General features: G+C 70.3%; 23 protein-coding genes and 1 pseudogene. 22 read left to right on the forward strand and 2 right to left on the reverse strand.

Annotated elements, in window-relative coordinates:
• Nucleotides 1-33: 33 nt before the first annotated feature.
• Nucleotides 34-699, reverse strand: a complete 666-nt coding sequence (locus EJC51_RS34195) for a bifunctional DNA primase/polymerase (protein ID WP_097269428.1) — start codon at nt 697-699, stop codon at nt 34-36.
• 433 nt (nt 700-1132) lie between these two features.
• On the opposite strand from EJC51_RS34195, the gene nsdA reads away from it, so the two are divergent.
• From nsdA to ftsH, 6 genes are all read left to right on the forward strand, one after another.
• The gene (gene nsdA / locus EJC51_RS34200; protein WP_126274582.1) at nt 1133-2626 is read left to right on the forward strand and encodes a transcriptional repressor NsdA; all 1494 of its coding nucleotides are present in this window, start codon (nt 1133-1135) and stop codon (nt 2624-2626) included.
• A gap of 324 nt (nt 2627-2950) precedes the next feature.
• Nucleotides 2951-4282 (forward strand): ammonium transporter, encoded by a 1332-nt coding sequence (locus EJC51_RS34205; RefSeq protein WP_126274583.1) that lies wholly within the window; start codon nt 2951-2953, stop codon nt 4280-4282.
• Entirely contained in the window at nt 4279-4617 is a 339-nt protein-coding gene (locus EJC51_RS34210) for a P-II family nitrogen regulator (RefSeq protein ID WP_003997576.1), read from the forward strand. Before EJC51_RS34205 ends, EJC51_RS34210 begins: the two co-directional genes overlap by 4 nt.
• 23 nt (nt 4618-4640) lie before the next feature.
• On the forward strand, nt 4641-7088 hold the full coding sequence (locus EJC51_RS34215) for a [protein-PII] uridylyltransferase (RefSeq protein ID WP_126274584.1): 2448 nt from the start codon (nt 4641-4643) through the stop codon (nt 7086-7088).
• 81 nt (nt 7089-7169) lie between these two features.
• On the forward strand, nt 7170-8723 hold the full coding sequence (gene ffh, locus EJC51_RS34220; protein WP_126274585.1) for a signal recognition particle protein: 1554 nt from the start codon (nt 7170-7172) through the stop codon (nt 8721-8723).
• Between the two features lie 119 nt (nt 8724-8842).
• The gene (gene ftsH, locus EJC51_RS34225; protein ID WP_126274586.1) at nt 8843-10780 is read left to right on the forward strand and encodes an ATP-dependent zinc metalloprotease FtsH; all 1938 of its coding nucleotides are present in this window, start codon (nt 8843-8845) and stop codon (nt 10778-10780) included.
• A 26-nt stretch (nt 10781-10806) separates the two neighbouring features.
• Here ftsH and EJC51_RS34230 read toward each other — a convergent pair whose 3' ends face one another.
• The gene (locus tag EJC51_RS34230; protein ID WP_126274587.1) at nt 10807-11664 is read right to left on the reverse strand and encodes a class I SAM-dependent methyltransferase; all 858 of its coding nucleotides are present in this window, start codon (nt 11662-11664) and stop codon (nt 10807-10809) included.
• 546 nt (nt 11665-12210) lie between these two features.
• Here EJC51_RS34230 and EJC51_RS34235 point away from each other — a divergent pair.
• The 16 genes and pseudogenes from EJC51_RS34235 (at nt 12211) to whiG (ending at nt 24545) form a co-directional block, all read left to right on the forward strand.
• Nucleotides 12211-12807: a hypothetical protein gene (locus tag EJC51_RS34235; protein WP_059198037.1), complete on the forward strand. Its 597-nt coding sequence runs from the start codon at nt 12211-12213 to the stop codon at nt 12805-12807.
• A gap of 276 nt (nt 12808-13083) precedes the next feature.
• The gene (gene rpsP, locus EJC51_RS34240; RefSeq protein WP_059198036.1) at nt 13084-13503 is read left to right on the forward strand and encodes a 30S ribosomal protein S16; all 420 of its coding nucleotides are present in this window, start codon (nt 13084-13086) and stop codon (nt 13501-13503) included.
• A 2-nt stretch (nt 13504-13505) separates the two neighbouring features.
• Complete coding sequence (locus EJC51_RS34245) at nt 13506-13745, forward strand: RNA-binding protein (RefSeq protein ID WP_003973401.1); 240 nt, start codon at nt 13506-13508, stop codon at nt 13743-13745.
• Nucleotides 13746-13833: 88 nt separating this feature from the next.
• Nucleotides 13834-14379, forward strand: a complete 546-nt coding sequence (gene rimM / locus EJC51_RS34250; RefSeq protein ID WP_126274588.1) for a ribosome maturation factor RimM — start codon at nt 13834-13836, stop codon at nt 14377-14379.
• Entirely contained in the window at nt 14376-15209 is an 834-nt protein-coding gene (gene trmD / locus EJC51_RS34255; protein WP_126274589.1) for a tRNA (guanosine(37)-N1)-methyltransferase TrmD, read from the forward strand. The genes rimM and trmD overlap by 4 nt, the downstream gene beginning before the upstream one ends.
• Nucleotides 15210-15343: 134 nt before the next feature.
• Nucleotides 15344-15694, forward strand: a complete 351-nt coding sequence (gene rplS / locus EJC51_RS34260) for a 50S ribosomal protein L19 (RefSeq protein WP_079309735.1) — start codon at nt 15344-15346, stop codon at nt 15692-15694.
• A 45-nt stretch (nt 15695-15739) separates the two neighbouring features.
• Complete coding sequence (gene lepB, locus EJC51_RS34265) at nt 15740-16456, forward strand: signal peptidase I (RefSeq protein WP_126274590.1); 717 nt, start codon at nt 15740-15742, stop codon at nt 16454-16456.
• A pseudogene (lepB, locus tag EJC51_RS34270) lies at nt 16449-17531 on the forward strand (signal peptidase I); the annotation flags it as partial. The gene lepB (EJC51_RS34265) and the pseudogene lepB (EJC51_RS34270), both read left to right, overlap by 8 nt.
• Nucleotides 17428-18390 (forward strand): signal peptidase I, encoded by a 963-nt coding sequence (gene lepB / locus EJC51_RS48915; protein WP_244362971.1) that lies wholly within the window; start codon nt 17428-17430, stop codon nt 18388-18390. The pseudogene lepB (EJC51_RS34270) and the gene lepB (EJC51_RS48915), both read left to right, overlap by 104 nt.
• Nucleotides 18391-18492: 102 nt before the next feature.
• Nucleotides 18493-19275 carry a signal peptidase I gene (gene lepB, locus EJC51_RS34280; RefSeq protein WP_126274593.1) on the forward strand — a complete coding sequence of 261 codons (783 nt, stop codon included), beginning with the start codon at nt 18493-18495 and terminating at the stop codon, nt 19273-19275.
• Entirely contained in the window at nt 19265-19780 is a 516-nt protein-coding gene (locus tag EJC51_RS34285) for an NUDIX hydrolase (protein WP_126274594.1), read from the forward strand. The genes lepB (EJC51_RS34280) and EJC51_RS34285 overlap by 11 nt, the downstream gene beginning before the upstream one ends.
• Before the next feature lie 56 nt (nt 19781-19836).
• A complete protein-coding gene (locus tag EJC51_RS34290) occupies nt 19837-20145 on the forward strand; it encodes a DUF2469 domain-containing protein (RefSeq protein ID WP_003965949.1) in 309 nt (102 codons plus the stop codon).
• Nucleotides 20146-20263: 118 nt separating this feature from the next.
• Nucleotides 20264-20626 (forward strand): YraN family protein, encoded by a 363-nt coding sequence (locus EJC51_RS34295; protein WP_165951363.1) that lies wholly within the window; start codon nt 20264-20266, stop codon nt 20624-20626.
• Nucleotide 20627: 1 nt separating this feature from the next.
• The gene (locus EJC51_RS34300; protein WP_079309728.1) at nt 20628-22238 is read left to right on the forward strand and encodes a YifB family Mg chelatase-like AAA ATPase; all 1611 of its coding nucleotides are present in this window, start codon (nt 20628-20630) and stop codon (nt 22236-22238) included.
• Nucleotides 22235-23380 carry a DNA-processing protein DprA gene (gene dprA, locus EJC51_RS34305; RefSeq protein WP_126274596.1) on the forward strand — a complete coding sequence of 382 codons (1146 nt, stop codon included), beginning with the start codon at nt 22235-22237 and terminating at the stop codon, nt 23378-23380. The genes EJC51_RS34300 and dprA overlap by 4 nt, the downstream gene beginning before the upstream one ends.
• Before the next feature lie 322 nt (nt 23381-23702).
• Complete coding sequence (gene whiG / locus EJC51_RS34310; RefSeq protein ID WP_126274597.1) at nt 23703-24545, forward strand: RNA polymerase sigma factor WhiG; 843 nt, start codon at nt 23703-23705, stop codon at nt 24543-24545.
• The last annotated feature ends 86 nt before the right edge of the window (nt 24546-24631 follow it).

Raw genomic sequence — 24631 nt, forward strand, 5'->3', positions numbered from 1 at the left:
CCAAGGTGCAGTTGGGAGCGGGCACTTCGCTTTCTAGGCGCGGGATCGATGCGCCACGTACGCCAGCGTCCCCAGCAGCAGCCTCGCCGCCGGTGGTTTCGTTGCCGAGTCCAGGGCCGGGGGGCGCAGCCAGTGCACCGGGCCCAGACCGCCCCGGTCGGACGGGGGAGCCGTGATGTGGGTGCCCGGGCCCAGGCCGCGCAGGTCCAGGGAGGTGGGGTCGTCCCAGCCCATGCGGTAGAGGAGTTCCGGGAGTTCGGCGGCGGCTCCGGGGGCGACGAAGAAGTGGGCGCGGCCTTCGGGGGTGGCGGTCACCGGGCCGAGGGGGAGGCCCATGCGCTCCAGGCGGACCAGGGCGCGGCGCCCGGCCGGCTCGGCCACCTCGATGACGTCGAAGGCCCGGCCGACCGGCAGCATCACCGAGGCGCCCGGGAACTCGGCCCAGGCACTGGTCACCTCGTCCAGCGTCGCGCCCGCCGGCACCTCCGGCGCGAAGTCGAGTGGATGCGCGCCCGGCGCCCGGCAGTCGGAGTGGCCGCAGGAGCACGCGCCCGCGGCGGCCCGGGCGCCCGGGACCACGTCCCAGCCCCACAGGCCGGTGAACTCGGCCACGGCGGTGCACTCCGACGAGCGGCCGCGGCGACGCGAGGAGGACCGGATGTCGCGGATCCCCCGACTGCTGCCGATCGTGAAGCCCATGCCCCCTCCAACGGGTCCGGCGCACCGGTGGTTACGAGACGCGCACGGAAAGTGACCTGAGCGATGCCGCACCCGTCCACTCGGCGCCCGGTTGCGCCCCGGGTGGTGCGCCCGGTGATGCACGCCCCTGAGTGCACCGCTCCGCCCACTCCCGGCTGTCCTATGTCAAGTGAATCGCGTGCGGGCGACGGTGAGTTCATTCGAAGGGGTGGCGAATGGTGGCGTTTCCGGGATCGCCATGGCTGGACGGGTGATCGTAGGATTACTTTGAGTGCACGAGGCCTGGGGGCACATGCACTCGTGGGTATGCCGGAGGCAACTCGGTATCCCGTTCGAAGGGTGACAACCGTCGGACAGGAAGCCGTATTTACCGGCATTCTGATAGGGCTTGGCGCACTCAGCGACAAGTGGTCTCAGGGATGGGGGCGTTCCAGTGAGCGGCAACGGCGGAAGCGGAACGGGCGCCGGCAGCGCGGCGAACGGCGACAAGCGCCCCAATGAGCTGCTCACCTCATGGTTCGTGCGCAGCGGCTGGTCGAAGGGCGAACTCGCCCGCCAAGTCAACCGCCGGGCCCGCCAGTTGGGCGCCAACCACATCTCCACCGATACCTCGCGCGTCCGCCGCTGGCTGGACGGCGAGAACCCCCGTGAACCGATCCCGCGGATCCTGTCGGAGCTGTTCTCCGAGCGGTTCGGCTGCGTCGTCTCGGTCGAGGACCTGGGCCTGCGCGCCGCCCGCCAGTCACCCTCCGCGACCGGGGTCGACCTGCCCTGGACGGGCCCGCAGACCGTGGCCCTGCTCAGCGAGTTCTCGCGCAGCGACCTCATGCTGGCGCGGCGCGGCTTCCTCGGGACCTCGCTGGCCCTCTCCGCGGGCCCGTCCCTCATCGAGCCCATGCAGCGCTGGCTCGTCCCCGCCCCGTCCACCGCGCACCACGAGCCCGAACCGTCCGCCGCCGCCCGCCGCGGTGGCCGGCTCTCCAAGCCCGAGCTGGACCTGCTGGAGTCCACCACGGTGATGTTCCGGCAGTGGGACGCCCAGTGCGGCGGCGGCCTGCGCCGCAAGGCGGTCGTCGGCCAGCTGCACGAGGTGACCGACCTCCTCCAGGAACCCCAGCCCGAGACCACCACCCGCAAGCTGTTCAAGGTCGCCGCCGAGCTGGCCGAGCTCGCGGGCTGGATGTCGTACGACGTGGGACTCCAGCCCACCGCGCAGAAGTACTTCGTCCTCGCGCTGCACGCCGCCAAGGAGGCGGGCGACAAGCCGCTGGGCTCGTACGTCCTCTCCAGCATGAGCCGCCAGATGATCCACCTCGGCCGGCCCGACGACGCCCTGGAGCTGGTCCACCTCGCGCAGTACGGCAGCCGGGACTGCGCGAGCCCGCGGACCCAGTCGATGCTGTATGCGATGGAGGCCCGCGCCTACGCCAACATGGGGCAGCCCGGCAAGTGCAAGCGTGCCGTCCGGATGGCCGAGGACACCTTCGCCGACGCCGACGACTGGGACGAGCCGGACCCCGACTGGATCCGCTTCTTCTCCGAGGCCGAGCTGTACGGCGAGAACTCCCACTCCTACCGTGACCTCGCCTACGTCGCCGGCCGCAGCCCGACGTACGCCTCCCTGGCCGAGCCGCTGATGCAGCGGGCGGTGGAGCTTTTCGCCAAGGACCAGGAGCACCAGCGGTCGTACGCACTCAATCTGATCGGCATGGCCACCGTGCACCTGCTCCAGCGCGAGCCCGAACGGAGCACCGTGCTGGCCGAGGAGGCCATGGCCGTCGCCAAGAAGGTCCGCTCCGAGCGTGTGAACACTCGTATCCGAAAGACGGTCGACACGGCCGTACGCGATTTCGGTGATCTCGCCGAGGTCGTGGATCTCACCGACAAGCTCGCCATCGAGCTGCCCGAGACGGCCGAGGCCGTCTGACACCCGCGGGAAACCCATGAACCCCGGCCGCGGCCGGCCCTCCCGAACTGCCCGACTCGGCTCCCCCATGCCAGGTCATCGGAAGGCCGACCGCGGCCGGTTTCTTTCCTTCGATGAAGGTTGCGCCACGATAACGATCCACTCGGCGAACATCCGGCAGTTCATCGACGCGTAACACGCCATGCGCCTTCGTCACGGCGGCGAAACAACGAGGGGCTTCCACCGAAACCGCGCTGCGCCAATCTCATGGCGCATAACCGGCCCACCCCTCAATCCGCTCAGGCTTCGCCCGCACGGGGCCGTACCAACGACGAGGAGACGCCGATGGCACCAGCCATCACGCTCGCCGCAGACAAGCTGTCGGTGGCCAACACAGGTTTCATGCTCATCTGTTCCGCCCTGGTGCTGATCATGACCCCGGGCCTCGCCTTCTTCTACGGGGGCATGGTCCGCGTCAAGAGCACCCTGAACATGCTGATGATGAGCTTCATCAGCATGGGGATCGTCACCATCCTGTGGGTGCTGTACGGCTTCTCCATGGCGTTCGGGACGGACCACGGCTCGATCATCGGCTGGGAGAACGACTTCTTCGGCTGGACGGGCATCGACAAGGGCGACATCTGGTCCGGGTACACGATCCCGGTCTTCGCCTTCGCCGTCTTCCAGATGATGTTCGCCATCATCACGCCGGCCCTGATAAGCGGCGCGATCGCCGACCGTGTGAAGTTCTCCGCCTGGGCGCTGTTCGTCGTCCTGTGGGCCACGGTCGTGTACTTCCCGGTCGCCCACTGGGTCTGGGGCACCGGCGGCTGGGCCTTCGAGCTGGGTGTGATCGACTTCGCCGGTGGTACGGCGGTCCACATCAACGCGGGTGCCGCGGCGCTCGGCGTGATCCTGGTCATCGGCAAGCGCGTCGGCTTCAAGAAGGACCCGATGCGCCCGCACAGCCTCCCGCTGGTCATGCTCGGTGCCGGTCTGCTGTGGTTCGGCTGGTTCGGCTTCAACGCCGGTTCGTGGCTCGGCAACGACGACGGCGTCGGCTCCCTGATGTTCGTCAACACCCAGATCGCCACCGCCGCCGCCATGCTGGCCTGGCTCGCCTACGAGAAGATCCGCCACGGCGCGTTCACCACCCTCGGTGCCGCCTCCGGCGCGGTCGCCGGTCTGGTCGCCATCACCCCGTCCGGTGGTGCGGTCACCCCGATCGGCGCGATCGCGGTCGGCGCCATCGCCGGTGTGGCCTGCGCCGCGGCCGTCGGCCTGAAGTACAGGTTCGGCTACGACGACTCGCTGGACGTCGTCGGTGTCCACATGGTCGGCGGTGTCATCGGCTCCCTGCTGATCGGCTTCTTCGCCAGCGGCAAGGGCCAGTCCGACGTCGAGGGCCTCTTCTACGGCGGCGGCCTGGACCAGTTCTGGAAGCAGTGCGCCGGTGTCTTCGCGGTCCTCGCCTACTCCCTGATCGCCTCCGCGATCCTCGCCTTCCTCCTCGACAAGACCATCGGTATGCGGGTCAGTGAGGACGAGGAAGTCTCGGGCATCGACCAGGCCGAGCACGCCGAGACCGCATACGACTTCAGCGGCGCCGGCGGCGGTTCCGCCAAGCCCGCAGTCGCCGCCCCGGCCGCCGCCGCGAGCAAGAAGGTGGACGCATGAAGCTCATCACCGCAGTCGTCAAGCCCCACCGGCTCGACGAGATCAAGGAAGCCCTCCAGGCCTTCGGGGTCCACGGCCTGACGGTCACCGAGGCGAGCGGTTACGGTCGTCAGCGGGGCCACACCGAGGTCTACCGCGGTGCCGAGTACACCGTCGACCTGGTCCCGAAGATCCGTATCGAGGTCCTGGCCGAGGACGACGACGCCGAGCAGTTGATCGACGTCATCGTCAAGGCCGCCCGCACCGGCAAGATCGGTGACGGCAAGGTCTGGTCCCTGCCGGTCGAGACGGCCGTACGGGTCCGGACCGGCGAGCGCGGCCCCGACGCGCTCTGACGGAAGAGAACAGGAGCTGCTGGGTGTCGAGTACGGACGTACGCAAGGAAACAGAGGACTCCGGACCCAGCGGCTACGCGGCGGCCCGGCTGCGTCTCCTCAGCGAGGGGGCGCAGTCCGGGCCGCCGCGCCGTTCAGCCCTCTCCGAACTGACGGATGACTGGCTGAGCGGACTCTTCACGGCGGGCGCCGAGGGGCTGCGCGGAGTCTCCCTCGTCGCCGTCGGCGGCTACGGCCGCGGCGAGCTCTCCCCCCGCAGCGACCTGGACCTGCTCCTGCTGCACGACGGCAGCGACTCCGGCGCGATCGCCGCCCTGGCCGACCGCATCTGGTACCCGGTGTGGGACCTGGGCCTGGCCCTCGACCACTCCGTACGGACCCCGGCGGAGGCCCGCAAGACCGCCGGTGAGGACCTGAAGGTCCAGCTCGGCCTCCTCGACGCCCGGCACCTCGCCGGCGACCTGGGCCTGACCGCCGGACTGCGCACCGCGGTCCTCGCCGACTGGCGCAACCAGGCCCCCAAGCGCCTCCCCGAACTCCAGGAACTCTGCGCCGAACGCGCCGAACGCCAGGGTGAGTTGCAGTACCTGCTGGAACCGGACCTGAAGGAGGCCCGGGGCGGGCTGAGGGACGCCACCGCGTTGCGCGCCGTCGCCGCCTCCTGGCTGGCCGACGCCCCGCGCGAGGGCCTCGACGACGCCCGGCGCCGGCTCCTCGACGTCCGCGACGCCCTGCACCTCGCCACCGGGCGCGCCACCGACCGGCTCGCGCTCCAGGAGCAGGACCAGGTCGCCGCCGAACTCGGCCTGCTCGACGCGGACACGCTGCTGCGGCAGGTGTACGAGGCGGCGCGCGTCGTGTCGTACGCCAGTGACGTCACCTGGCGCGAGGTGGGGCGCGTGCTGCGGTCGCGCGCCGTGCGGCCACGGCTGCGCGCCATGCTCGGCGGCGGGAAGCCCGTCGCGGAGCGGTCGCCGCTGGCCGAGGGCGTGGTCGAGATGGACGGCGAGGTGGTGCTCGCCCGCGCCGCGCGACCCGAGCGCGACCCCGTCCTGCCGCTGCGCGCCGCCGCGGCCGCCGCGCAGGCCGGACTGCCGCTCTCGCTGCACGCCGTACGGCGCATGGCCGCCCACGCGCGCCCCCTGCCCACGCCCTGGCCCGCCGAGGCCCGCGAACAGCTCGTGACCCTGCTCGGCTCCGGCGCCCCGACCATCGACGTCTGGGAGGCGCTGGAGGCGGAGGGCCTGATCACGCGGCTGCTCCCGGACTGGGAGCGGGTGCGCTGCCGGCCGCAGCGCAACGCCGTGCACATCTGGACCGTCGACCGGCACCTGATCGAGACGGCCGTGCGCGCCTCGGAGTTCACCCGCCGCGTGCACCGCCCCGACCTCCTCCTGGTCGCCGCGCTGCTGCACGACATCGGCAAGGGCTGGCCCGGTGACCACTCGGTGGCCGGCGAGATCATCGCGAAGGACGTCGCCGCGCGCATCGGCTTCGACCGCGAGGACGTCGCCGTACTCGCCGCCCTCGTACGGCACCACCTCCTGCTCATCGACACCGCCACCCGGCGTGACCTGGAGGACCCCGAGACGGTCCGGTCGGTCGCGGAGGCGGTCGGCACGCAGTCGACGCTGGAGCTGCTGCACGCCCTGACGGAGGCGGACGCGCTGGCCACCGGCCCGGCGGCCTGGTCGTCCTGGCGGGGTTCCCTCGTCGCCGACCTGGTGAAGCGGGTCGTGGCCGTGCTCGCGGGGGACGATCTCGAGGAGCCGGAGGCCGCCGCGCCCACGGCGGAGCAGGAGCGGCTGGCGATCGAGGCGGTCGCGACCGGCAGCCCGGTGCTGTCGCTGCGGGCCCAGACCGAACCGCCGACGGGGGAGGAGCCGTCCGGCGATCCCGAGCCGCTCGGCGTGGAGCTGCTGATCGCGGTGCCCGACCAGCCGGGTGTCCTCCCGGCGGTGGCGGGCGTCCTGGCCATGCACCGCCTGACCGTCCGGACCGCGGAACTGACGGCGCTGGACCTGCCGGACGGGGTCGAGGGCTCGGTGCTGCTGCTGAACTGGCGGGTGGCGGCGGAGTACGGCTCGCTGCCGCAGGCCGCGCGGCTGCGGGCGGATCTGGTGCGGGCCCTGGACGGGTCGCTGGACATCGCGGGCCGCCTCGCCGAGCGGGACGCGGCCTACCCGCGCCGCCGGGGTGTCGTCGCCCCGCCGCCGCGCGTGACGGTCGCCCCGGCCGCGTCCCGGCTGGCCACGGTCATCGAGGTACGCGCCCAGGACGCCCCCGGGCTGCTGTTCCGCATCGGGCGGGCGCTGGAGGACGCGAGCGTACGGGTGCGCAGCGCGCACGTCTCGACGCTGGGCGCCAACGCCGTCGACGCCTTCTACGTCACCGGCCCCGAGGGCGCCCCGCTGCCGGGCGACGAGGTGGCTTCGGTGACGCGGAAACTGGAGGAGACGCTCAGGGGCTGACGGGGGATCCCGGCCAGTCGCCGCGCCGGGATACCCTGGAAGACGCTCATACTGCCCCCGACTCCGAGGACCGACGCCGCCGTGTTCGATACTCTCTCCGACCGCCTCTCAGCGACCTTCAAGAATCTGCGCGGCAAGGGGCGTCTGAGCGAGGCGGACATCGACGCCACCGCGCGCGAGATCCGTATCGCGCTGCTCGAAGCGGACGTGGCCCTGCCGGTCGTCCGGACGTTCATCAAGAACGTCAAGGAGCGTGCCCTCGGTGCCGAGGTCTCGCGCGCGCTGAACCCCGCCCAGCAGGTCCTGAAGATCGTCAACGACGAGCTCGTCACGATCCTCGGCGGCGAGACCCGGCGCCTGCGCTTCGCCAAGCAGCCGCCGACCGTCATCATGCTGGCCGGTCTCCAGGGTGCCGGTAAGACGACCCTCGCGGGCAAGCTCGGCCACTGGCTCAAGGGCCAGGGCCACTCCCCGCTGCTGGTCGCCGCCGACCTCCAGCGCCCCAACGCCGTGAACCAGCTGAGCGTCGTCGCCGACCGCGCGGGCGTCGCCGTCTACGCGCCGGAGCCGGGCAACGGCGTCGGTGACCCGGTCAAGGTCGCCAAGGACTCCATCGACTTCGCGAAGTCCAAGGTCCACGACATCGTCATCGTCGACACCGCGGGCCGCCTCGGTATCGACCAGGAGATGATGCAGCAGGCCGCGGACATCCGGGACGCGGTCTCTCCCGACGAGATCCTCTTCGTCGTCGACGCGATGATCGGCCAGGACGCGGTCAACACCGCCGAGGCCTTCCGCGACGGCGTCGGCTTCGACGGCGTGGTGCTCTCCAAGCTCGACGGTGACGCCCGCGGTGGTGCCGCCCTGTCGATCCGGCAGATCACCGGCAAGCCGATCATGTTCGCCTCCAACGGCGAGAAGCTCGACGACTTCGACGCCTTCCACCCTGACCGGATGGCCTCCCGCATCCTCGACATGGGTGACCTGCTCACCCTGATCGAGCAGGCGGAGAAGACGTTCAGCCAGGAAGAGGCCGAGAAGATGGCCTCCAAGCTGGCGTCCAAGAAGGGCCAGGACTTCACCCTGGACGACTTCCTGGCCCAGATGGAGCAGGTCAGGAAGATGGGCAGCATCAGCAAGCTGCTCGGGATGCTGCCCGGCATGGGGCAGATCAAGGACCAGATCAACAACCTCGACGAGCGGGACGTCGACCGCACCGCCGCGATCATCAAGTCGATGACCCCGGGCGAGCGTCAGGACCCGACGATCATCAACGGCTCCCGTCGCGCCCGTATCGCGCGCGGTTCCGGTGTCGAGGTCAGCGCGGTCAAGGGCCTGGTCGAGCGGTTCTTCGAGGCCCGCAAGATGATGTCCCGGATGGCCCAGGGCGGCGGTATGCCGGGCATGCCGGGGATGCCGGGCATGGGTGGCGGCCCCGGCCGCGCCAAGAAGCAGCCCAAGAAGACCAAGGGCAAGCAGCGCTCCGGCAACCCGATGAAGCGCAAGCAGCAGGAGCAGGAGGAGGCCGCGCGCCGCGCCGCCGCCGCGCAGGGCGGCAACGCCTTCGGCGTCCCGGGCCAGCAGGCCCCGCAGGACTTCGAGCTGCCGGACGAGTTCAAGAAGTTCATGGGCTGACGGTTCGTTCTCTTACGACTCGTTCTCTTACGACGCCGGGGGCGCTCCCTGTTTCAGGGGGTGCCCCCGGCGCCGTAACCGCGCATGCTGGCGCGGCTTTCCTGTCGTAACGTCCGGATATGACCAACCCTGCGCCGCCCCGCAAGTCGCCGGACCAGCCCTGGCGCACCGAGGGCACCCCGGAGGAGCCGCAGAAGCCGTCCCCCGGTGGGCGCCGGCCGCGTGGCGGCTGGTGGAGTCTCGTCGTCACGGCGCTGGTCGTGTTCCTGATCGCCAACCTCGTGCTGTCCTTCTTCAACGAGGGCGACGAGCCGACGATCTCGTACACCGAGTTCAGCAAGCAGGTCGACGCCGGCAACGTCAGCAAGATCTACGCCAAGGGCGACGCGATCCAGGGCCAGCTCAAGAAGGAGCAGGACAACCCCGAGGGCGACGGCAAGTACACCAAGTTCAACACCGAGCGGCCGACCTTCGCGGACGACCAGCTCTGGGAGGACCTGACCAAGCACAACGTCACGGTCACGGCCGAGCCGGTCGTCCAGCACCGCAGCTTTCTCGCCAACCTGCTGATCTCGCTGGCCCCGATGCTGCTGCTGATCGTGCTGTGGATCTTCATCGCCCGGCGGATGAGCGCGGGGATGGGCGGTGCGGGCGGCATGCTCGGCCGCAAGGCGCCGCCGAAGCCGGTCGAGCTGGAGTCGGGGGAGAAGCGCACGACCTTCGCGGACGTGGCCGGCATCGACGAGGTCGAGGGTGAGCTCAACGACGTCGTCGACTTCCTGAAGAACCCCGACGCCTATCGGCGCATGGGCGCCAAGATGCCGCGCGGTGTGCTGCTCGCGGGGCCGCCCGGCACCGGCAAGACGCTGCTCGCGCGGGCGGTCGCCGGCGAGGCCGGGGTGCCGTTCTTCTCGGCGTCCGCCTCCGAGTTCATCGAGATGATCGTCGGCGTCGGCGCCTCACGCGTGCGGGAACTGTTCGCGGAGGCCCGCAAGGTGGCTCCGTCGATCATCTTCATCGACGAGATCGACACCATCGGCCGGGCCCGCGGCGGCGGCTCCGGCATGGGGGGCCATGACGAGCGCGAGCAGACCCTCAACCAGATCCTCACCGAGATGGACGGCTTCTCCGGCTCCGAGGGCGTCATCGTCATCGCGGCGACCAACCGCGCCGACGTCCTGGACCCGGCCCTGACCCGCCCCGGCCGCTTCGACCGGGTGGTCATGGTCTCGCCCCCGGACCGGGGCGGCCGTGAGGCGATCCTGGAGATCCACACCCGTGACATCCCGATGGCCGACACCGTCGACCTCGCCCAGGTCGCCCGCACGACCCCGGGCATGACCGGCGCCGAACTGGCCAACCTGGCCAACGAGGCGGCCCTCCTCGCGGTCAAGCGCAAGCAGGACCAGGTGACCCAGACCGACCTCTCGGAGGCGCTGGAGAAGGTCCAACTGGGCGCCGAACGCCCGCTGGTGATGCCCGAGGAGGAACGCCGCCGCACGGCGTACCACGAGAGCGGACACGCCCTCCTCGGCATGCTCCAGCCGGGCGCCGACCCCGTCCGCAAGATCACCATCGTGCCGCGCGGCAGGGCGCTGGGCGTGACCCTGTCGACGCCGGACGCCGACAAGTACGCGTACACCGAGGAGTACCTGCGCGGCCGGATCATCGGCGCGCTGGGCGGCATGGCCGCGGAACAGGTCGTCTACGGCGTGATCACGACCGGAGCGGAGAACGACCTCGAACAGGTCACCAACATCGCGCGCGGCATGGTCGCCCGGTGGGGCATGAGCGAACGGGTGGGCCGGCTGTCCGCGCTCCCCAACGACGCCCAGCAGGCCTACGGGCTGGCCGCCGCCCCGCAGACCCTCGACGTCATCGACGGCGAGATGCGCCGGATCGTCGACGAGTGCTACGACGAGGCCTGCCGCAAACTCCGCGACCACCGGGGCCAGTTGGACGCGCTGGCCGAGGCGCTCCTGGAGAACGAGACGCTGGAGGAGGCGGACGCGTACCGCATCGCGGGGGTCACCCGGCTGACCAAGGACGAGGCCTAGGCCCGCGGGAACACCCCGGGCCGGACTCAGGGCACGCGCGCGATGAGGTACCGGAACACGTTCGGCATCCACACCGTCCGGTCCCGTCGCTGGTACGGATGGAGCGCCTCGGCCACCTCCTTGTCGACCTGCGCCTGGTCCGTCGCGGCGATCGCCGCGTCGAAGAGGCCGGTCGACAGCAGGCCCTTGACCGCGCTGTCCAGGTCGGCGTACCCGAACGGGCAGGCCACCCGCCCGGAACCGTCCGGCTTCAGTCCCGCCCGCTGGGCGACCTCCTCCAGGTCGTCGCGAAGGGCGGGGCGCCAACTGCCCGTACTGCGCAGCGGATCGGCCAGCTTCGTGGCCACCCGCAGCACGGACGACGTGGTGCAGCGTTCCGGCGGACCCCAGCCGGCGAGCACCACGGGCGCCCCGCGCTCGGCGAGCGGGGTCGCTGCCTGCAACAGCTCGCCGAGCCCCTCCGAGTCGCCCGCGAGACATCCGATGGGCTCGAAAGCGGTCACCAGGGTGTACGCGGGCGTCTCCGCGTCGGCCGCGTCCTGTGGTGTGCCCTCGACCAACCGGGTCTTCCCACGCGGGCGCGTGCCCCACGCCTCGGGAAGCAGCCGCTCCCGGGCCAGGGCCAGCCGCTCGGGACGGGAGGCGTCGACTCCGGTGACCGCGGCCCCTCGGGAGGCGGCCATCAGAAGGGCGAGCCCGCTGCCGCAGCCGAGGCCGAGCAGCCGGGTGCCGTGTCCTACATCGAGTCGCTCGTAGACGGCCTCGTAGAGCGGGACCAGCATCCGCTCCTGGATCTCGGACCAGTCACGCGCGCGTGCCCCCGGATCCACACGGGGTGTCTCCCCCGCGTGAGCCAGGTGCTGCCGCACGAGCGTAGGTGTCATCAAAGCGCCCCAATCCGCCGAGAGTTGCCCTCGTGTCCGTTTCCGTAGCCCCCGTGACGTGCGCGCGCTCTCCCCCGCAATGCCAGCAAACTCCGCGTCCGTCCCGGAGTCCAGGGGTAGTAGGGCCCGGCTTGTGGGTTGAACGTGCCAGTGGCGAGATTTCACATGCCGGCAACTTGGGGCCGTACGATCCCGTCATCGGCGGTCTTGTTGCCCGAGGGTGGGTCGGTGCCGGACGCCGAGGACGCGCCCGGTAACGTCGCGGTCGTCGCACGCGCTTACTGAGGTAGCGCCCTTCCGGCGGGAGAGCGACCGAAACGCCCCTTGCGCATCCGAGGACCCCACTCGTCGCGACGCGCGGACATCGTCTACGCGGTGGTGCGTATATCGGACTACGTACCGCCTTGATACGAGCTGTGAGGCTTCTCCGCAGATCAGCGCACCCGCCCTCGTCAGGACGCATCAGCGGCAACTGACGGGTACGTGCAAATTATTTGGGATGGCCCGGAATCGGAACACTGGGGCACTCCGGCTCGTTGTCATTACGTGAGCACGACACAGACACCACCTGTTCTCGCCGCCGAGCTGGCGCAGGCGTGGGCCGACATTCAGCGGTACCACCCCGAGCTGCCGGACCTCGCCGCGCCAGAGTCCCTGATCGGAGAGTCGTCGTCCGCGTGCGGACACGAACTCTCCTTCGAGCGACTGCTCCATGAGGCAGTCCATGGGATCGCCGCCGCCCGCGGCGTCCGTGACACCTCCCGCGCCGGCCGCTACCACAACCGCAGATTCCTCGCGATCGCCGAGGAACTGGGCCTGGACCACCCCGAGGAACCGCACCCGAGCAGCGGTTTCTCGCTGGTCACCCTCAACCCCGAGGCGAAGCGCCGCTACCGGCCGACGATCGACCGCCTCCAGCGCGCCCTGAAGGCGCACACGGCAGCCACCTCCGCCGACACCTCCCGCACCTTCCGCGGCCCGGCCGCCCGGCACGGCTCCTCCGGGGGCGGCGTGCGCGTCAAGGCGGTCTGCGACTGCGGCCGCAACGTACGGGTCGTCCCGTCGGTGCTGGCGCAGGCGCCGATCGTGTGCGGCGGCTGCGGCAAGCCGTTCCGCATCCCGGAGGTCGTGGGGGCGGCCTAGCCACGCGCGGTGCCGGCGTCTCGTGGGTGCCGGAACCGGTGTCGTGGCGGCAGCCCTGACGGGCACCCGGTCCGCCGGGTGCCCGTCAGGCATGCCCTGCGGTGGCCTCGGTCCGATGCGAGCCGAGGGGTGTGGCACAATGGCTAGCTGTACTCGACAGTCGCACAGGACCCCTCTCTCCTCCGGCTGACGCGTCCATCGGGCACTCGGGTACCGCAACCCCACGCGGCAATCTCGCCGTGCCCAACCACGTCAAAACCAGGAGAATCCACTCCAGTGGCAGTCAAGATCAAGCTGAAGCGTCTGGGCAAGATCCGTTCGCCTCACTACCGCATCGTCGTCGCCGACTCCCGTACCCGTCGTGACGGCCGTGCGATCGAGGAGATCGGTCTGTACCACCCGGTGCAGAACCCGTCGCGCATCGAGGTCGACGCCGAGCGCGTCGCCTACTGGCTGGGTGTCGGCGCGCAGCCGACCGAGCCCGTGCTCGCCATCCTGAAGAAGACCGGCGACTGGCAGAAGTTCAAGGGCGAGCCCGCCCCGGCTCCGCTGCTCGTCGCCGAGCCCAAGAAGGCGCGCCCCTCGTTCGAGGCCCTGGGCGGCGACGACGAGGGCAAGGGTGAGGCCATCACCCAGAAGAAGAAGGCTGAGAAGAAGGACGAGGCTGCCGCCGAGTCCGAGTCGACCGAGGCCTGAGCATGCTCGAGGAGGCTCTCGAGCACCTCGTGAAGGGCATCGTCGACAACCCTGACGATGTGCAGGTCGCATCCCGCAACCTGCGCCGCGGACGCGTGCTCGAGGTCCGGGTCCATCCCGACGACCTCGGCAAGGTGATCGGCCGCAACGGCCGCACCGCACGCGCTCTGCGCACCGTCGTGGGCGCCATCGGCGGTCGCGGCGTCCGCGTCGACCTCGTCGACGTGGACCACGTCCGCTGACGCAATCGCAGCACCGGCTCGGGCCGGGGAGGGCCACTGGGCCGTCCCCGGCCCGTAGTCGTACGTACGATCAGGAGATCTTCGAAAAGTGCAGCTCGTAGTCGCTCGCATCGGCCGTGCTCACGGCATCAAGGGCGAGGTCACCGTGGAGGTCCGTACCGACGAGCCGGAGCTCCGGCTCGCCCCCGGTGCCGTCCTGCTCACGGACCCCGCCGCCACCGGCCCCCTCACCATCGAGACCGGCCGGGTGCACAGCGGCCGCCTCCTCCTGCGCTTCGAGGGCGTCAAGGACCGCACCGCCGCCGAGGCCCTCCGCAACACCCTCCTGATCGCCGAGGTCGACCCGGAGGAGCTCCCGGAGGACGAGGACGAGTACTACGACCACCAGCTGATCGACCTGGACGTGGTCACCGCCGACGGCGTGGAGGTCGGCCGGATCACCGAGATCTCGCACCTGCCCTCGCAGGACCTCTTCATCGTGGAGCGTCCCGACGGCAGCGAGGTGATGATCCCGTTCGTCGAGGAGATCGTCACGGAGATCGACCTGGAGGAGCAGAAGGCGGTCATCACCCCGCCGCCCGGGCTGATCGACGACCAGGCAGAGATCGCCTCCTCCCGGGAAGACAGCGCATGAGACTCGACGTCGTCACGATCTTCCCCGAATACCTCGAACCCCTGAACGTCTCGCTCGTGGGCAAGGCACGCGCGCGTGGACAGCTCAACGTCCAGGTGCACGACCTGCGCGAGTGGACCTACGACCGCCACAACACCGTCGACGACACCCCGTACGGCGGCGGCCCCGGCATGGTCATGAAGACCGAGCCCTGGGGGGACGCGCTGGACGCGGTGCTGGCCGACGGCTACGAGACGGGCTCGCACGCCCCGGCCCTCATCGTCCCGACGCCCAGCGGGCGCCCCTTCACCCAGGAACTCGCCGTCGAGCTCTCCGAGCGGCCCTGGCTGGTCTTCACGCCGGCCCGCTACGAGGGCATCGACCGCCGGGTCATCGACGAGTACGCGACCCGGATGCCCGTCCACGAGGTCTCCATCGGCGACTACGTCCTCGCCGGCGGTGAAGCGGCCGTCCTGGTGATCACCGAGGCCGTGGCGCGCCTGCTGCCCGGCGTCCTCGGCAACGCCGAGTCGCACCGGGACGACTCCTTCGCGCCCGGCGCGATGGCGAACCTCCTGGAGGGCCCCGTCTACACCAAGCCGCCCGCCTGGCGCGGCCGGGAGATCCCGGAGACGCTGCTCAGCGGCCACCACGGCAAGATCGCCCGCTGGCGGCGCGACGAGGCGCTCAAGCGCACCACGGCCAACCGGCCCGACCTGATCGAGCGCTGCGACCCCAAGGCCTTCGACAAGAAGGACCGCGAGATGCTCTCCATCCTGGGCTGGGCCCCGGACCCGGCGGGGGAGCCGTACGGCCGATTTTGGCGTCGGGTCGACGACGTGGAAGAATAGGCCGCTGTTGTGCGTCGTCCGGCGTGCGCCCCTGCCACAGGGGGACACGACGCCCGCCCCGACACGGACAGCATCCTCAGGAACCACCTATCTCCCGCCTATGACCTGTGGCATGGGCGAAGAAAGCAGACGAAATGTCTCACCTGCTCGACTCCGTCGACAGCGCGTCGCTGCGCAGCGACATCCCGGCCTTCCGCCCGGGTGACACCGTCAACGTCCACGTCCGCGTCATCGAGGGCAACCGCTCCCGTGTGCAGCAGTTCAAGGGCGTAGTCATCCGTCGCCAGGGCGCCGGTGTCCGCGAGACCTTCACGGTCCGCAAGGTCTCGTTCTCCGTCGGCGTCGAGCGCACCTTCCCGGTGCACACCCCGATCGTCGAGAAGATCGAGCTCGTCACCCGTGGTGACGTCCGTCGCGCGAAGCTGTACTACCTGCGTGAGCTGCGCGGCAAGGCCGCGAAGATCAAGGAGAAGCGCGAGAGCTGAGCTCGCGCGGGCGTTCTTGCCGGGGCCGGATAACATCTGGCCCCGATGGACACCGAAGCACAGCAGACGGAGCGCGACCGCTCCTCCCGCCCTTCCCGCTCCGAGGAGATCTCGGACACAGAGGGTCAGGAGGAACGGTCGCGTTTCGCGTTCCCGTCCCGGATCACCGAGTGGCTCCCCGGTGGACGCATCACTCTGACCGCGCTGCTCTGCCTGCTGTTTTTGCTGCTCCTCAACGCTTTCGTGGTGCAACCCTTCCAGATTCCCAGCGGATCCATGGAAAACGGATTGAGGATCGGGGACCGGGTTCTCGTAAATAAGTTGGCGTACCGTTTCGGTGCCGAACCGCGGCGCGGGGATGTGGTCGTGTTCGACGGATCCGGGTATTTCGGGGATGCGGACTACATCAAGCGCGTGGTGGGTGTGGGGGGAGACCACGTGGTCTGCTGCGACAAGAAGGGGAGGATCGAGGTGAACGGCCGGTCGGTCGACGAGTCGACGTTCCTGTACCCCGGTGACAGCTCGTCGACGGTTCCCTTCGACGTCGTCGTGCCCGACGGCACCCTCTTCGTCCTCGGCGACCACCGCAGCCGCTCCAGCGACTCCCGCGACCACCTGGGCTCGCCCGGCGGCGGCATGATCCCGGTCGGCGACGTCATCGGCCGTGCCGATTGGATCGTATGGCCGACCGCGCACTGGACCCGGCTCAAGCCGTCCGACGCCTACGCGCGCGTGCCCGCCGCGGGCGGTGCGCATGGGTAACCGCGGCAAACCGCGCGGGGTGCCCGGCGCAGCCGCCGACAACCTGCTGCCCACCGGCGTCCGGCGCGCCGCCAGCCCCGCGGGCGGCCGTTCGCGCGCGGAGCGCCGCAAGCTCCAGCGCAAGGTCAAGCGGCGCCGCAGGCGCTCCGCCGTCAAGGAGATACCGCTCCTCGTCGGTGTCGCCGTCCTCATAGCGTTGGTGCTGAAGACCTTCCTGGTGCAGGCCTTCGTGATCCCGTCGGGCTCCATGGAGCAGACGATCCGGATCGGCGACCGCGTCCTGGTCGACAAGTTCACCCCGTGGTTCGGCTCCAAGCCGCAGCGCGGGGACGTCGTCGTGTTCAAGGACCCCGGCGGCTGGCTCAAGGACGAGCAGACGACGGTGAAGAAGCAGGACCCCGTCGTCGTCAAGCAGATCAAGGAAGGCCTCACCTTCATCGGTCTGCTGCCGTCCGACAACGAGAAGGACCTCATCAAGCGTGTCGTCGGCGTCGGCGGCGACCGCGTCAAGTGCTGTGACGCACAGGGGCGGGTGACCGTCAACGGGGTCCCGCTCAGCGAGGACTACCTCTATCCCGGCAACGCGCCCTCCACGCAGCAGTTCGACATCACCGTCCCCCAGGGGCGGTTGTGGGTGATGGGCGACCACCGGGCCAACTCCGCGGACTCCCGCGTGCATCAGGACACCGACTACGGCGGTACGGTCTCCGAGGACTCGGTCGTGGGACGGGCCATGGTCATCGCCTGGCCCCTGGGCCACTGGACCACCTTGAAGGAGCCGAAAACCTACGCTTCCGTGTCCGACTCGGCGACCGGGTCGACCGCAGCTCCCTTGCTGTCGCATAGGGTTGCCTCCGACGATCCGAATGGACCTGTCCAACTCCCGACCCCTGCGGAACTCCCGCTCGTTATGGGAGTGGTGGGCCTGCACCGTGTCATGGGCAGGCGGCGGCACAGAGTAAGGAGTTGGCGTGGGGGATGTGGCGGTTGGCGCACGGTCCGGACACGACGGCGAGGAGCACCGCGGACGCCCCGTGGACGCGGCCGACCCGGCCGCGGACAGCGTCGTGACCTCGAGCGACGGCTCCGGTGGAGACGAGGACGGGACCAGGACCGGCCAGGGCCAGGAAGAGTCGAAACCCGCGCCGAAGAAGCCGCGTTCCTTCTGGAAGGAACTGCCGATCCTGATCGGTATCGCGCTCGTCCTGGCGCTGCTGATCAAGACGTTCCTGGTGCAGGCGTTCTCGATCCCGTCCGACTCGATGCAGAACACCCTCCAGCAGGGTGACCGCGTCCTCGTCGACAAGCTGACGCCGTGGTTCGGCTCCGAGCCCGAGCGCGGTGAGGTCGTCGTCTTCCACGACCCGACCCAGTGGCTGGCGGGCGAGCCGACCGCCGAACCGAACGCCGTCCAGACGTTCCTCAGCTGGATCGGTCTGATGCCGTCCGCCGAGGAGAAGGACCTCATCAAGCGGGTCATCGGCGTCGGCGGTGACACCGTCGAGTGCAAGGGCACCGGTCCGCTGAAGGTCAACGGCAAGGCGCTGAACGAGAGCGACTACGTCTACGCCGGCAACACCCCGTGCACGGTCGACGACATGGGCGGCCAGTTCAAGGTGAAGGTGCCCAAGGGCTTCATCTGGGTCATGGGCGACCACCGCCAGAACTCGCGCGACTCGCGCTACAACCAGGACGACAAGTACCACGGCATGGTCCCGGTCGACGAGGTCGTCGGACGGGCCATCGTGAAGGCCTGGCCGATCAACCGCTGGGGCACCCTGCCGGTCCCCGACACCTTCGACCAGGACGGCCTGAACAACCAGTCCTCGGCGTCCACCGCGCTGACGGTGGCCCCGCAGGGGCTGGCGCTCGCGGGCGCGGTGCCGGTGGTGCTGTGGCGGCGGCGCCGGATCGCGCCGACGGAGACGCGCTGAGCGGTCACCGTCGTTGACCTTGTGAAACCTTTACGGATGCCATGACCTCGGTCCCCGAAGGGGGCTGACCGGTTCCGGTACCGCCGGGTAGGGTGCGGACCCATGGGTGGCGAGAGCACGACACGTACGGCCCCGCGCAGCGGTGGCACCAACACGGGCCCGGTGGGCAGCCGGACCGGACAGCGACTGTCCGGGCTGGCCGTCGCGCTGGGCCTGGTGCTGTTCCTCGGCGGGTTCGCCTGGGGAGCGGTGGTCTACCGGCCGTACACCGTGCCCACCAGCTCGATGGCGCCCACCATCGACGCCGGCGACCGGGTGCTCGCGCAGCGCATCGACGGCGGCGACATCCGCCGGGGTGACGTGGTCGTCTTCACCGACAAGAGCTGGGTGAGCAACGCCCCCGTGGTCAAGCGCGTGGTCGCGGTCGGCGGGGACACCGTCTCCTGCTGCACGAAGGGCAAGCTGACCGTCAACGGCAAGCAGATCGACGAACCGTATCTGCCCAAGGACAGCCTGGCCGAGTGGAAGAACATCCCCGAGGTGACCGTCCCCAAGGGGCGGCTGTTCCTGCTCGGTGACGAGCGGCAGGGCTCCCTGGACTCCTCCGCCCACCTCACGGACGCGGCCAGCGGCACCGTCGCGGTGAGCGCCGTGACCGCCCGCGTCGACGCCGTCGTCTGGCCCATGGACGGCATGCTGAAGGAGCCGAGCGGCTTCAAGGAGCTCGGTGCGCTGTCCTCGCCGGGACCGCTGCGGACGATCACCGCCCTGATCATCGGCGGCGCGGTGCTCGTGCTCGGCGGTGGCGCCTACGGGCCGATCGCCAAGCGGCTGGGCAGGCGTCGCGCCGCGCAGAGCCGGATGGAGCCCGTGGGTGCGCGCTGAGGCCGCGGCGGACACCTACGAGGGCGGACTGCGCAAGGTCGCCAGAGTGGTGCTGCTGGACCCCGACGACCGCATCCTGCTCCTGCACGGCCATGAGCCGGACGATCCGAACGACGACTGGTGGTTCACCCCCGGTGGCGGGGTCGAGGGCGACGAGACTCGTGAAGAGGCCGCTCTCCGGGAACTCGCCGAGGAGACCGGAATCACCGAGGTCGAGCTCGGGCCGGTGCTGTGGCGGCGGATGTGTTCCTTCCCGTTCGCGGGGCGCCGCTGGGACCAGGACGAGTGGTACTTCCTGGCCCGGACGACCCAGACGGCGACGGCGGCGACGGCGCTCACCGATCTGGAACGGCGCAGCGTCGCCGGAGCGCGCTGGTGGACGTGTCAGGAACTGACCCGGGCACATGAGACGGTGTATCCGACCAGACTCGCCGAGCTGCTCCGCAGGCTGCTCGACGAAGGTCCCCCGGCCGGGCCCGTGACCCTTGACACCGAAATCGTCTAGGGGCTGACGGGACTGGCGCACAATGGGGGGATCGCACGGCTGAAGGGGAACATGCCATGAGCGCCGAGGACCTCGAGAAGTACGAGACCGAGATGGAGCTGAAGCTCTATCGGGAGTACCGCGATGTCGTCGGTCTGTTCAAGTACGTGATCGAGACCGAGCGGCGTTTCTATCTCACCAACGACTACGAGATGCAGGTGCACTCGGTCCAGGGTGAGGTGTTCTTCGAGGTCTCGATGGCCGACGCCTGGGTCTGGGACATGTACCGGCCGGCGCGGTTCGTGAAGCAGGTGCGGGTGCTCACGTTCAAGGACGTGAACATCGAGGAGCTCAACAAGAGCGACCTGGAGCTGCCGGGCGGGTGAGGGTGGTAGGGGGGTCGCTCGTGTGGGTGGCTGAGTTTTCCACAACCACCGAGTAACCCACCAAGATCAACTTCATGTGCGGGACTGCGTGATCGTTGGCGCCGGAGGTGGTGCCGACATGAACGCACGCAGTGCACTCGGCAAGTACGGCGAGACGCTGGCCGCACGGCGGCTGGCGGAGGCCGGGATGACCGTCCTGGAGCGCAACTGGCGCTGTGGCAGGACCGGTGAGATCGACATCGTGGCGCGGGACGGAGAGGTCCTGGTCGTCTGCGAGGTCAAGACACGGCGGGCGGGTGCCTTCGAGCACCCGATGGCCGCGGTGACCCCCGACAAGGCGGAGCGCCTGCGCGGCCTCGCCGAATGCTGGATCCATGCCCACGGAGGGGCGCCGCCGGGCGGCGTCCGCATCGACCTGGTCGGCGTACTCCTGCCGGAGCGCGGAGCGCCCGTCGTCGAGCATGCGCGGGGGGTGGCCTGAGATGGGGTTCGCGCGGACGTGCTCGGTGGCGCTGGTGGGCGTCGAGGGTGTGGTGGTGGAGGTCCAGGCGGACCTGGAGCCTGGGGTCGCGGCGTTCACGCTGGTGGGACTGCCGGACAAGAGCCTGACGGAGAGCAAGGACCGGGTACGGGCCGCGGTGGTCAACTCGGGCGCGGCGTGGCCGGCGAAGAAGCTGACCGTAGGGCTGAGTCCGGCGTCGGTGCCGAAGAGCGGGAGCGGGTTCGATCTCGCCGTGGCGGCAGCGGTGCTGGGGGCGGCCGAGCGGATCGATCCGCGCGTGCTGGCGGACATCGTGATGATCGGGGAGCTGGGGTTGGACGGGCGGGTGCGGCCGGTGCGCGGAGTACTGCCTGCCGTGCTCGCGGCGGCGGACGCGGGGTACGAACAGGTAGTCGTGCCCGAGTGCGCCGTGCCGGAGGCATCGCTGGTGCCGGGTGTCTCGGTGCTGGGGGTGCGCAGCCTGCGCCAGCTCATCGCGGTTCTCACCGATGAGCCGGTGCCCGACGAAGAGCCCGTCCCAGGGGAGATCCGCCCCGACCCCTTCCTCGCCGGTCTGGCCCTCCCGGGCACCGGGCTGGGAACCGGCATCGTCTCCGGTGGGCACCAACCCGACCTGGCGGACGTGGCGGGGCAGCATCTGGCCCGGTCGGCACTGGAGGTGGCCGCCGCGGGGAGGCATCACGTCTTCTTCAAGGGCCCGCCGGGCGCTGGGAAGACCATGCTGGCCGAGCGACTGCCCGGACTCCTGCCCGAGCTGAGCCGGCAGGAGTCGCTGGAGGTGACCGCCGTGCACTCGGTGGCCGGTGTACTGCCACCCGGCCATCCGCTCGTCGACAGGTCGCCCTACTGCGCACCGCACCACTCCGCGACCATGGCCTCACTGGTCGGGGGAGGCAACGGGTTTCCGCGGCCGGGAGCCGTCTCCCTGGCTCACCACGGAGTTCTTTTCCTCGATGAAGCCGCGGAATTCCACAGCAGCGTCCTGGACTCCCTCCGGCAGCCGCTGGAATCGGGCCATGTCGTGGTCGCCCGCGCCGCAGGCATGCTGCGTATGCCGGCCAAGTTCCTGATGGTCCTGGCGGCCAATCCGTGCCCCTGTGGCCGACACGGACGCGGAGACGACATCTGTGAGTGCAGGCCGTCCTCCATCAAGCGCTACCGAGCCCGTCTGTCCGGGCCCTTGATGGACCGCGTGGACCTACGGGTGACCGTGGAGCCGGTGGCCCGCGCCGAACTGCTCCGGCTCCACTCCGGTGCCGAGACCACAGCCACGGTCGCCGAGCGGGTGAAGGCCGCTCGGGAACGCGCGGCCAGGCGCTACGAAGGCACACCCTGGCGTACGAACAGCGAGGTCCCGGGGCATGAACTGCGCACCCGGTGGCATGTGCAGTCCGGAGCCCTGCGCAAGGCCGAGGAGGACCTGGACCGGGGGTTGCTGTCGGCTCGTGGCCTGGACAGGGTGCTGCGCGTCGCCTGGACGGTGGCCGACCTGGGAGGCCGTGACCGACCCTCGGCGAACGACGTGAACTGGGCCCTCGAACTGCGCACCGGCGTCCGGCGTGGTGCCGTCCTGGAAGGGATCGGCAGGTGACGGACGGCGAACTGCTCGCCCGGGTCTTCCTCGCCCGTGTCATTGAGCCCGGTGACGAGGTCGCCGGGCGGTGGGTGCGGGAGTTCGGGGTGGAGGAGGTGGCTCGCAGGCTGCGGGACGGGCGGGAGGTGTTGCCCGGGGTGAGCGGGAAGCGGTGGGGCGGCCTTGTGGCTCGGGCCGGGGAGGCCGGTCCGCGACGGGATCTCACGGTCGCCGCCGAGGCCGGGGTGCGGTTCGTCCGTCCGGGGGACGGGGAGTGGCCCGGGCAGTTGGACGATCTCGGGGACGCGCGGCCGCTCGGGCTGTGGGTGCGGGGGCGGCCCAGTCTGCGGATGTGGGCCCTGCGGTCCGTCGCCGTGGTGGGGGCCCGGGCTTGTACCGAGTACGGCGCGCACATGGCGGCCACCCTCGCCGCCGGGCTCGCCGAGCGCGGCTGGGTCGTGGTGTCCGGCGGCGCGTACGGCGTCGACGGGGCCGCCCACAGAGGGGCGCTGGGCGCCGGCGGCGCCACCGTCGCCGTGCTGGCCTGCGGCGTCGATCGGCCCTATCCGCGTGGGCACACCGAGTTGATCACCAGGATCGCGGAACAGGGGCTGGTGGTGGGGGAGTTGCCGCCGGGCGACCATCCGACGCCGAGCAGGTTCGTGCTGCGCAACCGCGTCATCGCCGCGCTCACCAGAGGGACCGTCGTGGTCGAAGCGGCGTACCGCAGCGGCTCGCTCGTCACCGCGCGTGCCGCGCAACGCCTCGGGCGGCACACCATGGGCGTGCCCGGGCCGGCCACCAGCGGCCTCTCCGCCGGGGTGCACGAACTGCTGCGCGGCGACGCCGAACTCGTCACCGACGCCGAGGAAGTCGTCGAGGTGGTCGGGGACATGGGCGAGCTCGCGCCGGAGCGGAGGGGACCCGTGCTGCCGCGCGACCTGCTCGAACCGGGAGCGCGCAGAGTCCTCGACGCGCTGCCTGCACGCCGTGCGGCGACCGCCGCCGAGGTCGGACGCGGCGCGCAGACGACTCAGGACGAGGCGGTCGCGAGACTGTACGAGCTCCGATCACTTGGTTACGTCGAACGACACGGCGACGGCTGGAAGTTGACACGCCAGGCGATGATCTCCGTCCGTGGTGCTCGCGGTCCGAGTTGACCGAGCGTGTTCGGCCGTCCGGGGGAACCCCTACAGCCTTGGGAATTCCCGCAGTTGGAGTTTCCCCGTGGTCACGCTGAGTCGTCGGCGTGACTCGGCGGGGCGTCAAGAGGAACGTATCTGCGCACGGCTCGGGGCCACTCCTTCGCACACCGCGACACTCCAGTCACGCTACGCTCACGGGGATTCCGGCACGGAACGGCGACTCGACCACAGATCCACCTCAGAGACTCCAGATCCACCTCAGAGATTCCAGATCCGCATCAGACCGACAGGTCACCCAGCCATCCCCACTTCACGGCAGAACGGCACAAGGCGACGAATGCCCCAGCACACCTCCGGGTCCGACCGGGCGGCGGCCCCCCCAGCCGCCCGGGACGGTGGCAGCGTGCGGCCCCCCGCCCCCTCGACGCTCGACGAGCTGTGGCGGTCGTACAAGGCGACGGGGGACGAACGGTTGCGGGAGCAGCTGATCCTGCACTACTCGCCGCTCGTGAAGTACGTGGCGGGCCGGGTGAGCGTGGGGCTGCCGCCCAACGTCGAGCAGGCCGACTTCGTCTCCTCCGGTGTCTTCGGGCTCATCGACGCGATCGAGAAGTTCGACATCGACCGGGAGATCAAGTTCGAGACGTACGCGATCACCCGGATCCGGGGCGCGATGATCGACGAGCTGCGGGCGCTGGACTGGATTCCGCGGTCGGTGCGGCAGAAGGCGCGGAACGTCGAGCGGGCGTACGCGACGCTGGAGGCGCGGCTGCGGCGGACGCCCAGCGAGGGTGAGGTGGCGACCGAGATGGGGATCGCCGTGGATGAACTCCACGCGGTCTTCAGTCAGTTGTCGCTGGCCAACGTGGTCGCGCTGGAGGAGCTGCTGCATGTCGGGGGTGAGGGCGGCGACCGCCTGAGTCTGATGGACACGCTGGAGGACACCGCCGCCGACAACCCGGTGGAAGTGGCCGAGGACCGGGAGCTGCGACGGTTCCTGGCGCGGGCGATCAACACGCTGCCCGAGCGGGAGAAGACCGTGGTCACGCTCTACTACTACGAGGGGCTGACCCTGGCGGAGATCGGGAACGTACTGGGTGTGACCGAGAGCCGGGTCAGTCAGATCCACACCAAGTCGGTGCTGCAACTGCGGGCGAAACTGGCGAGCTTCGGTCGGTGACCTGGCCGCATGCACGGTCGTGGGCGAAGGTGACTCCCGTCCGGGGCGGTGCGTCCGTAAAGTGGAGGACGTGCCAAGGATTCGAG

The sequence above is a fragment of the Streptomyces aquilus genome, assembly GCF_003955715.1.
Classification (GTDB): Bacteria; Actinomycetota; Actinomycetes; order Streptomycetales; family Streptomycetaceae; genus Streptomyces; species Streptomyces aquilus.

Coding starts and splice junctions, on each gene's coding strand:
- EJC51_RS34210 (WP_003997576.1), top strand. CDS start 4,279: ATGAAGCTCATCACCGCAGTCGTCAAGCCCCACCGGCTCGACGAGATC.
- EJC51_RS34290 (WP_003965949.1), top strand. CDS start 19,837: ATGAGCGCCGAGGACCTCGAGAAGTACGAGACCGAGATGGAGCTGAAG.
- trmD (WP_126274589.1), top strand. CDS start 14,376: ATGAGACTCGACGTCGTCACGATCTTCCCCGAATACCTCGAACCCCTG.
- EJC51_RS34205 (WP_126274583.1), top strand. CDS start 2,951: ATGGCACCAGCCATCACGCTCGCCGCAGACAAGCTGTCGGTGGCCAAC.
- EJC51_RS34295 (WP_165951363.1), top strand. CDS start 20,264: ATGAACGCACGCAGTGCACTCGGCAAGTACGGCGAGACGCTGGCCGCA.
- EJC51_RS34245 (WP_003973401.1), top strand. CDS start 13,506: ATGCTCGAGGAGGCTCTCGAGCACCTCGTGAAGGGCATCGTCGACAAC.
- EJC51_RS34300 (WP_079309728.1), top strand. CDS start 20,628: ATGGGGTTCGCGCGGACGTGCTCGGTGGCGCTGGTGGGCGTCGAGGGT.
- ftsH (WP_126274586.1), top strand. CDS start 8,843: ATGACCAACCCTGCGCCGCCCCGCAAGTCGCCGGACCAGCCCTGGCGC.
- EJC51_RS34195 (WP_097269428.1), bottom strand. CDS start 699: ATGGGCTTCACGATCGGCAGCAGTCGGGGGATCCGCGACATCCGGTCC.
- EJC51_RS34230 (WP_126274587.1), bottom strand. CDS start 11,664: ATGACACCTACGCTCGTGCGGCAGCACCTGGCTCACGCGGGGGAGACA.
- lepB (WP_126274590.1), top strand. CDS start 15,740: ATGGACACCGAAGCACAGCAGACGGAGCGCGACCGCTCCTCCCGCCCT.
- whiG (WP_126274597.1), top strand. CDS start 23,703: ATGCCCCAGCACACCTCCGGGTCCGACCGGGCGGCGGCCCCCCCAGCC.
- lepB (WP_126274593.1), top strand. CDS start 18,493: ATGGGTGGCGAGAGCACGACACGTACGGCCCCGCGCAGCGGTGGCACC.
- rplS (WP_079309735.1), top strand. CDS start 15,344: ATGTCTCACCTGCTCGACTCCGTCGACAGCGCGTCGCTGCGCAGCGAC.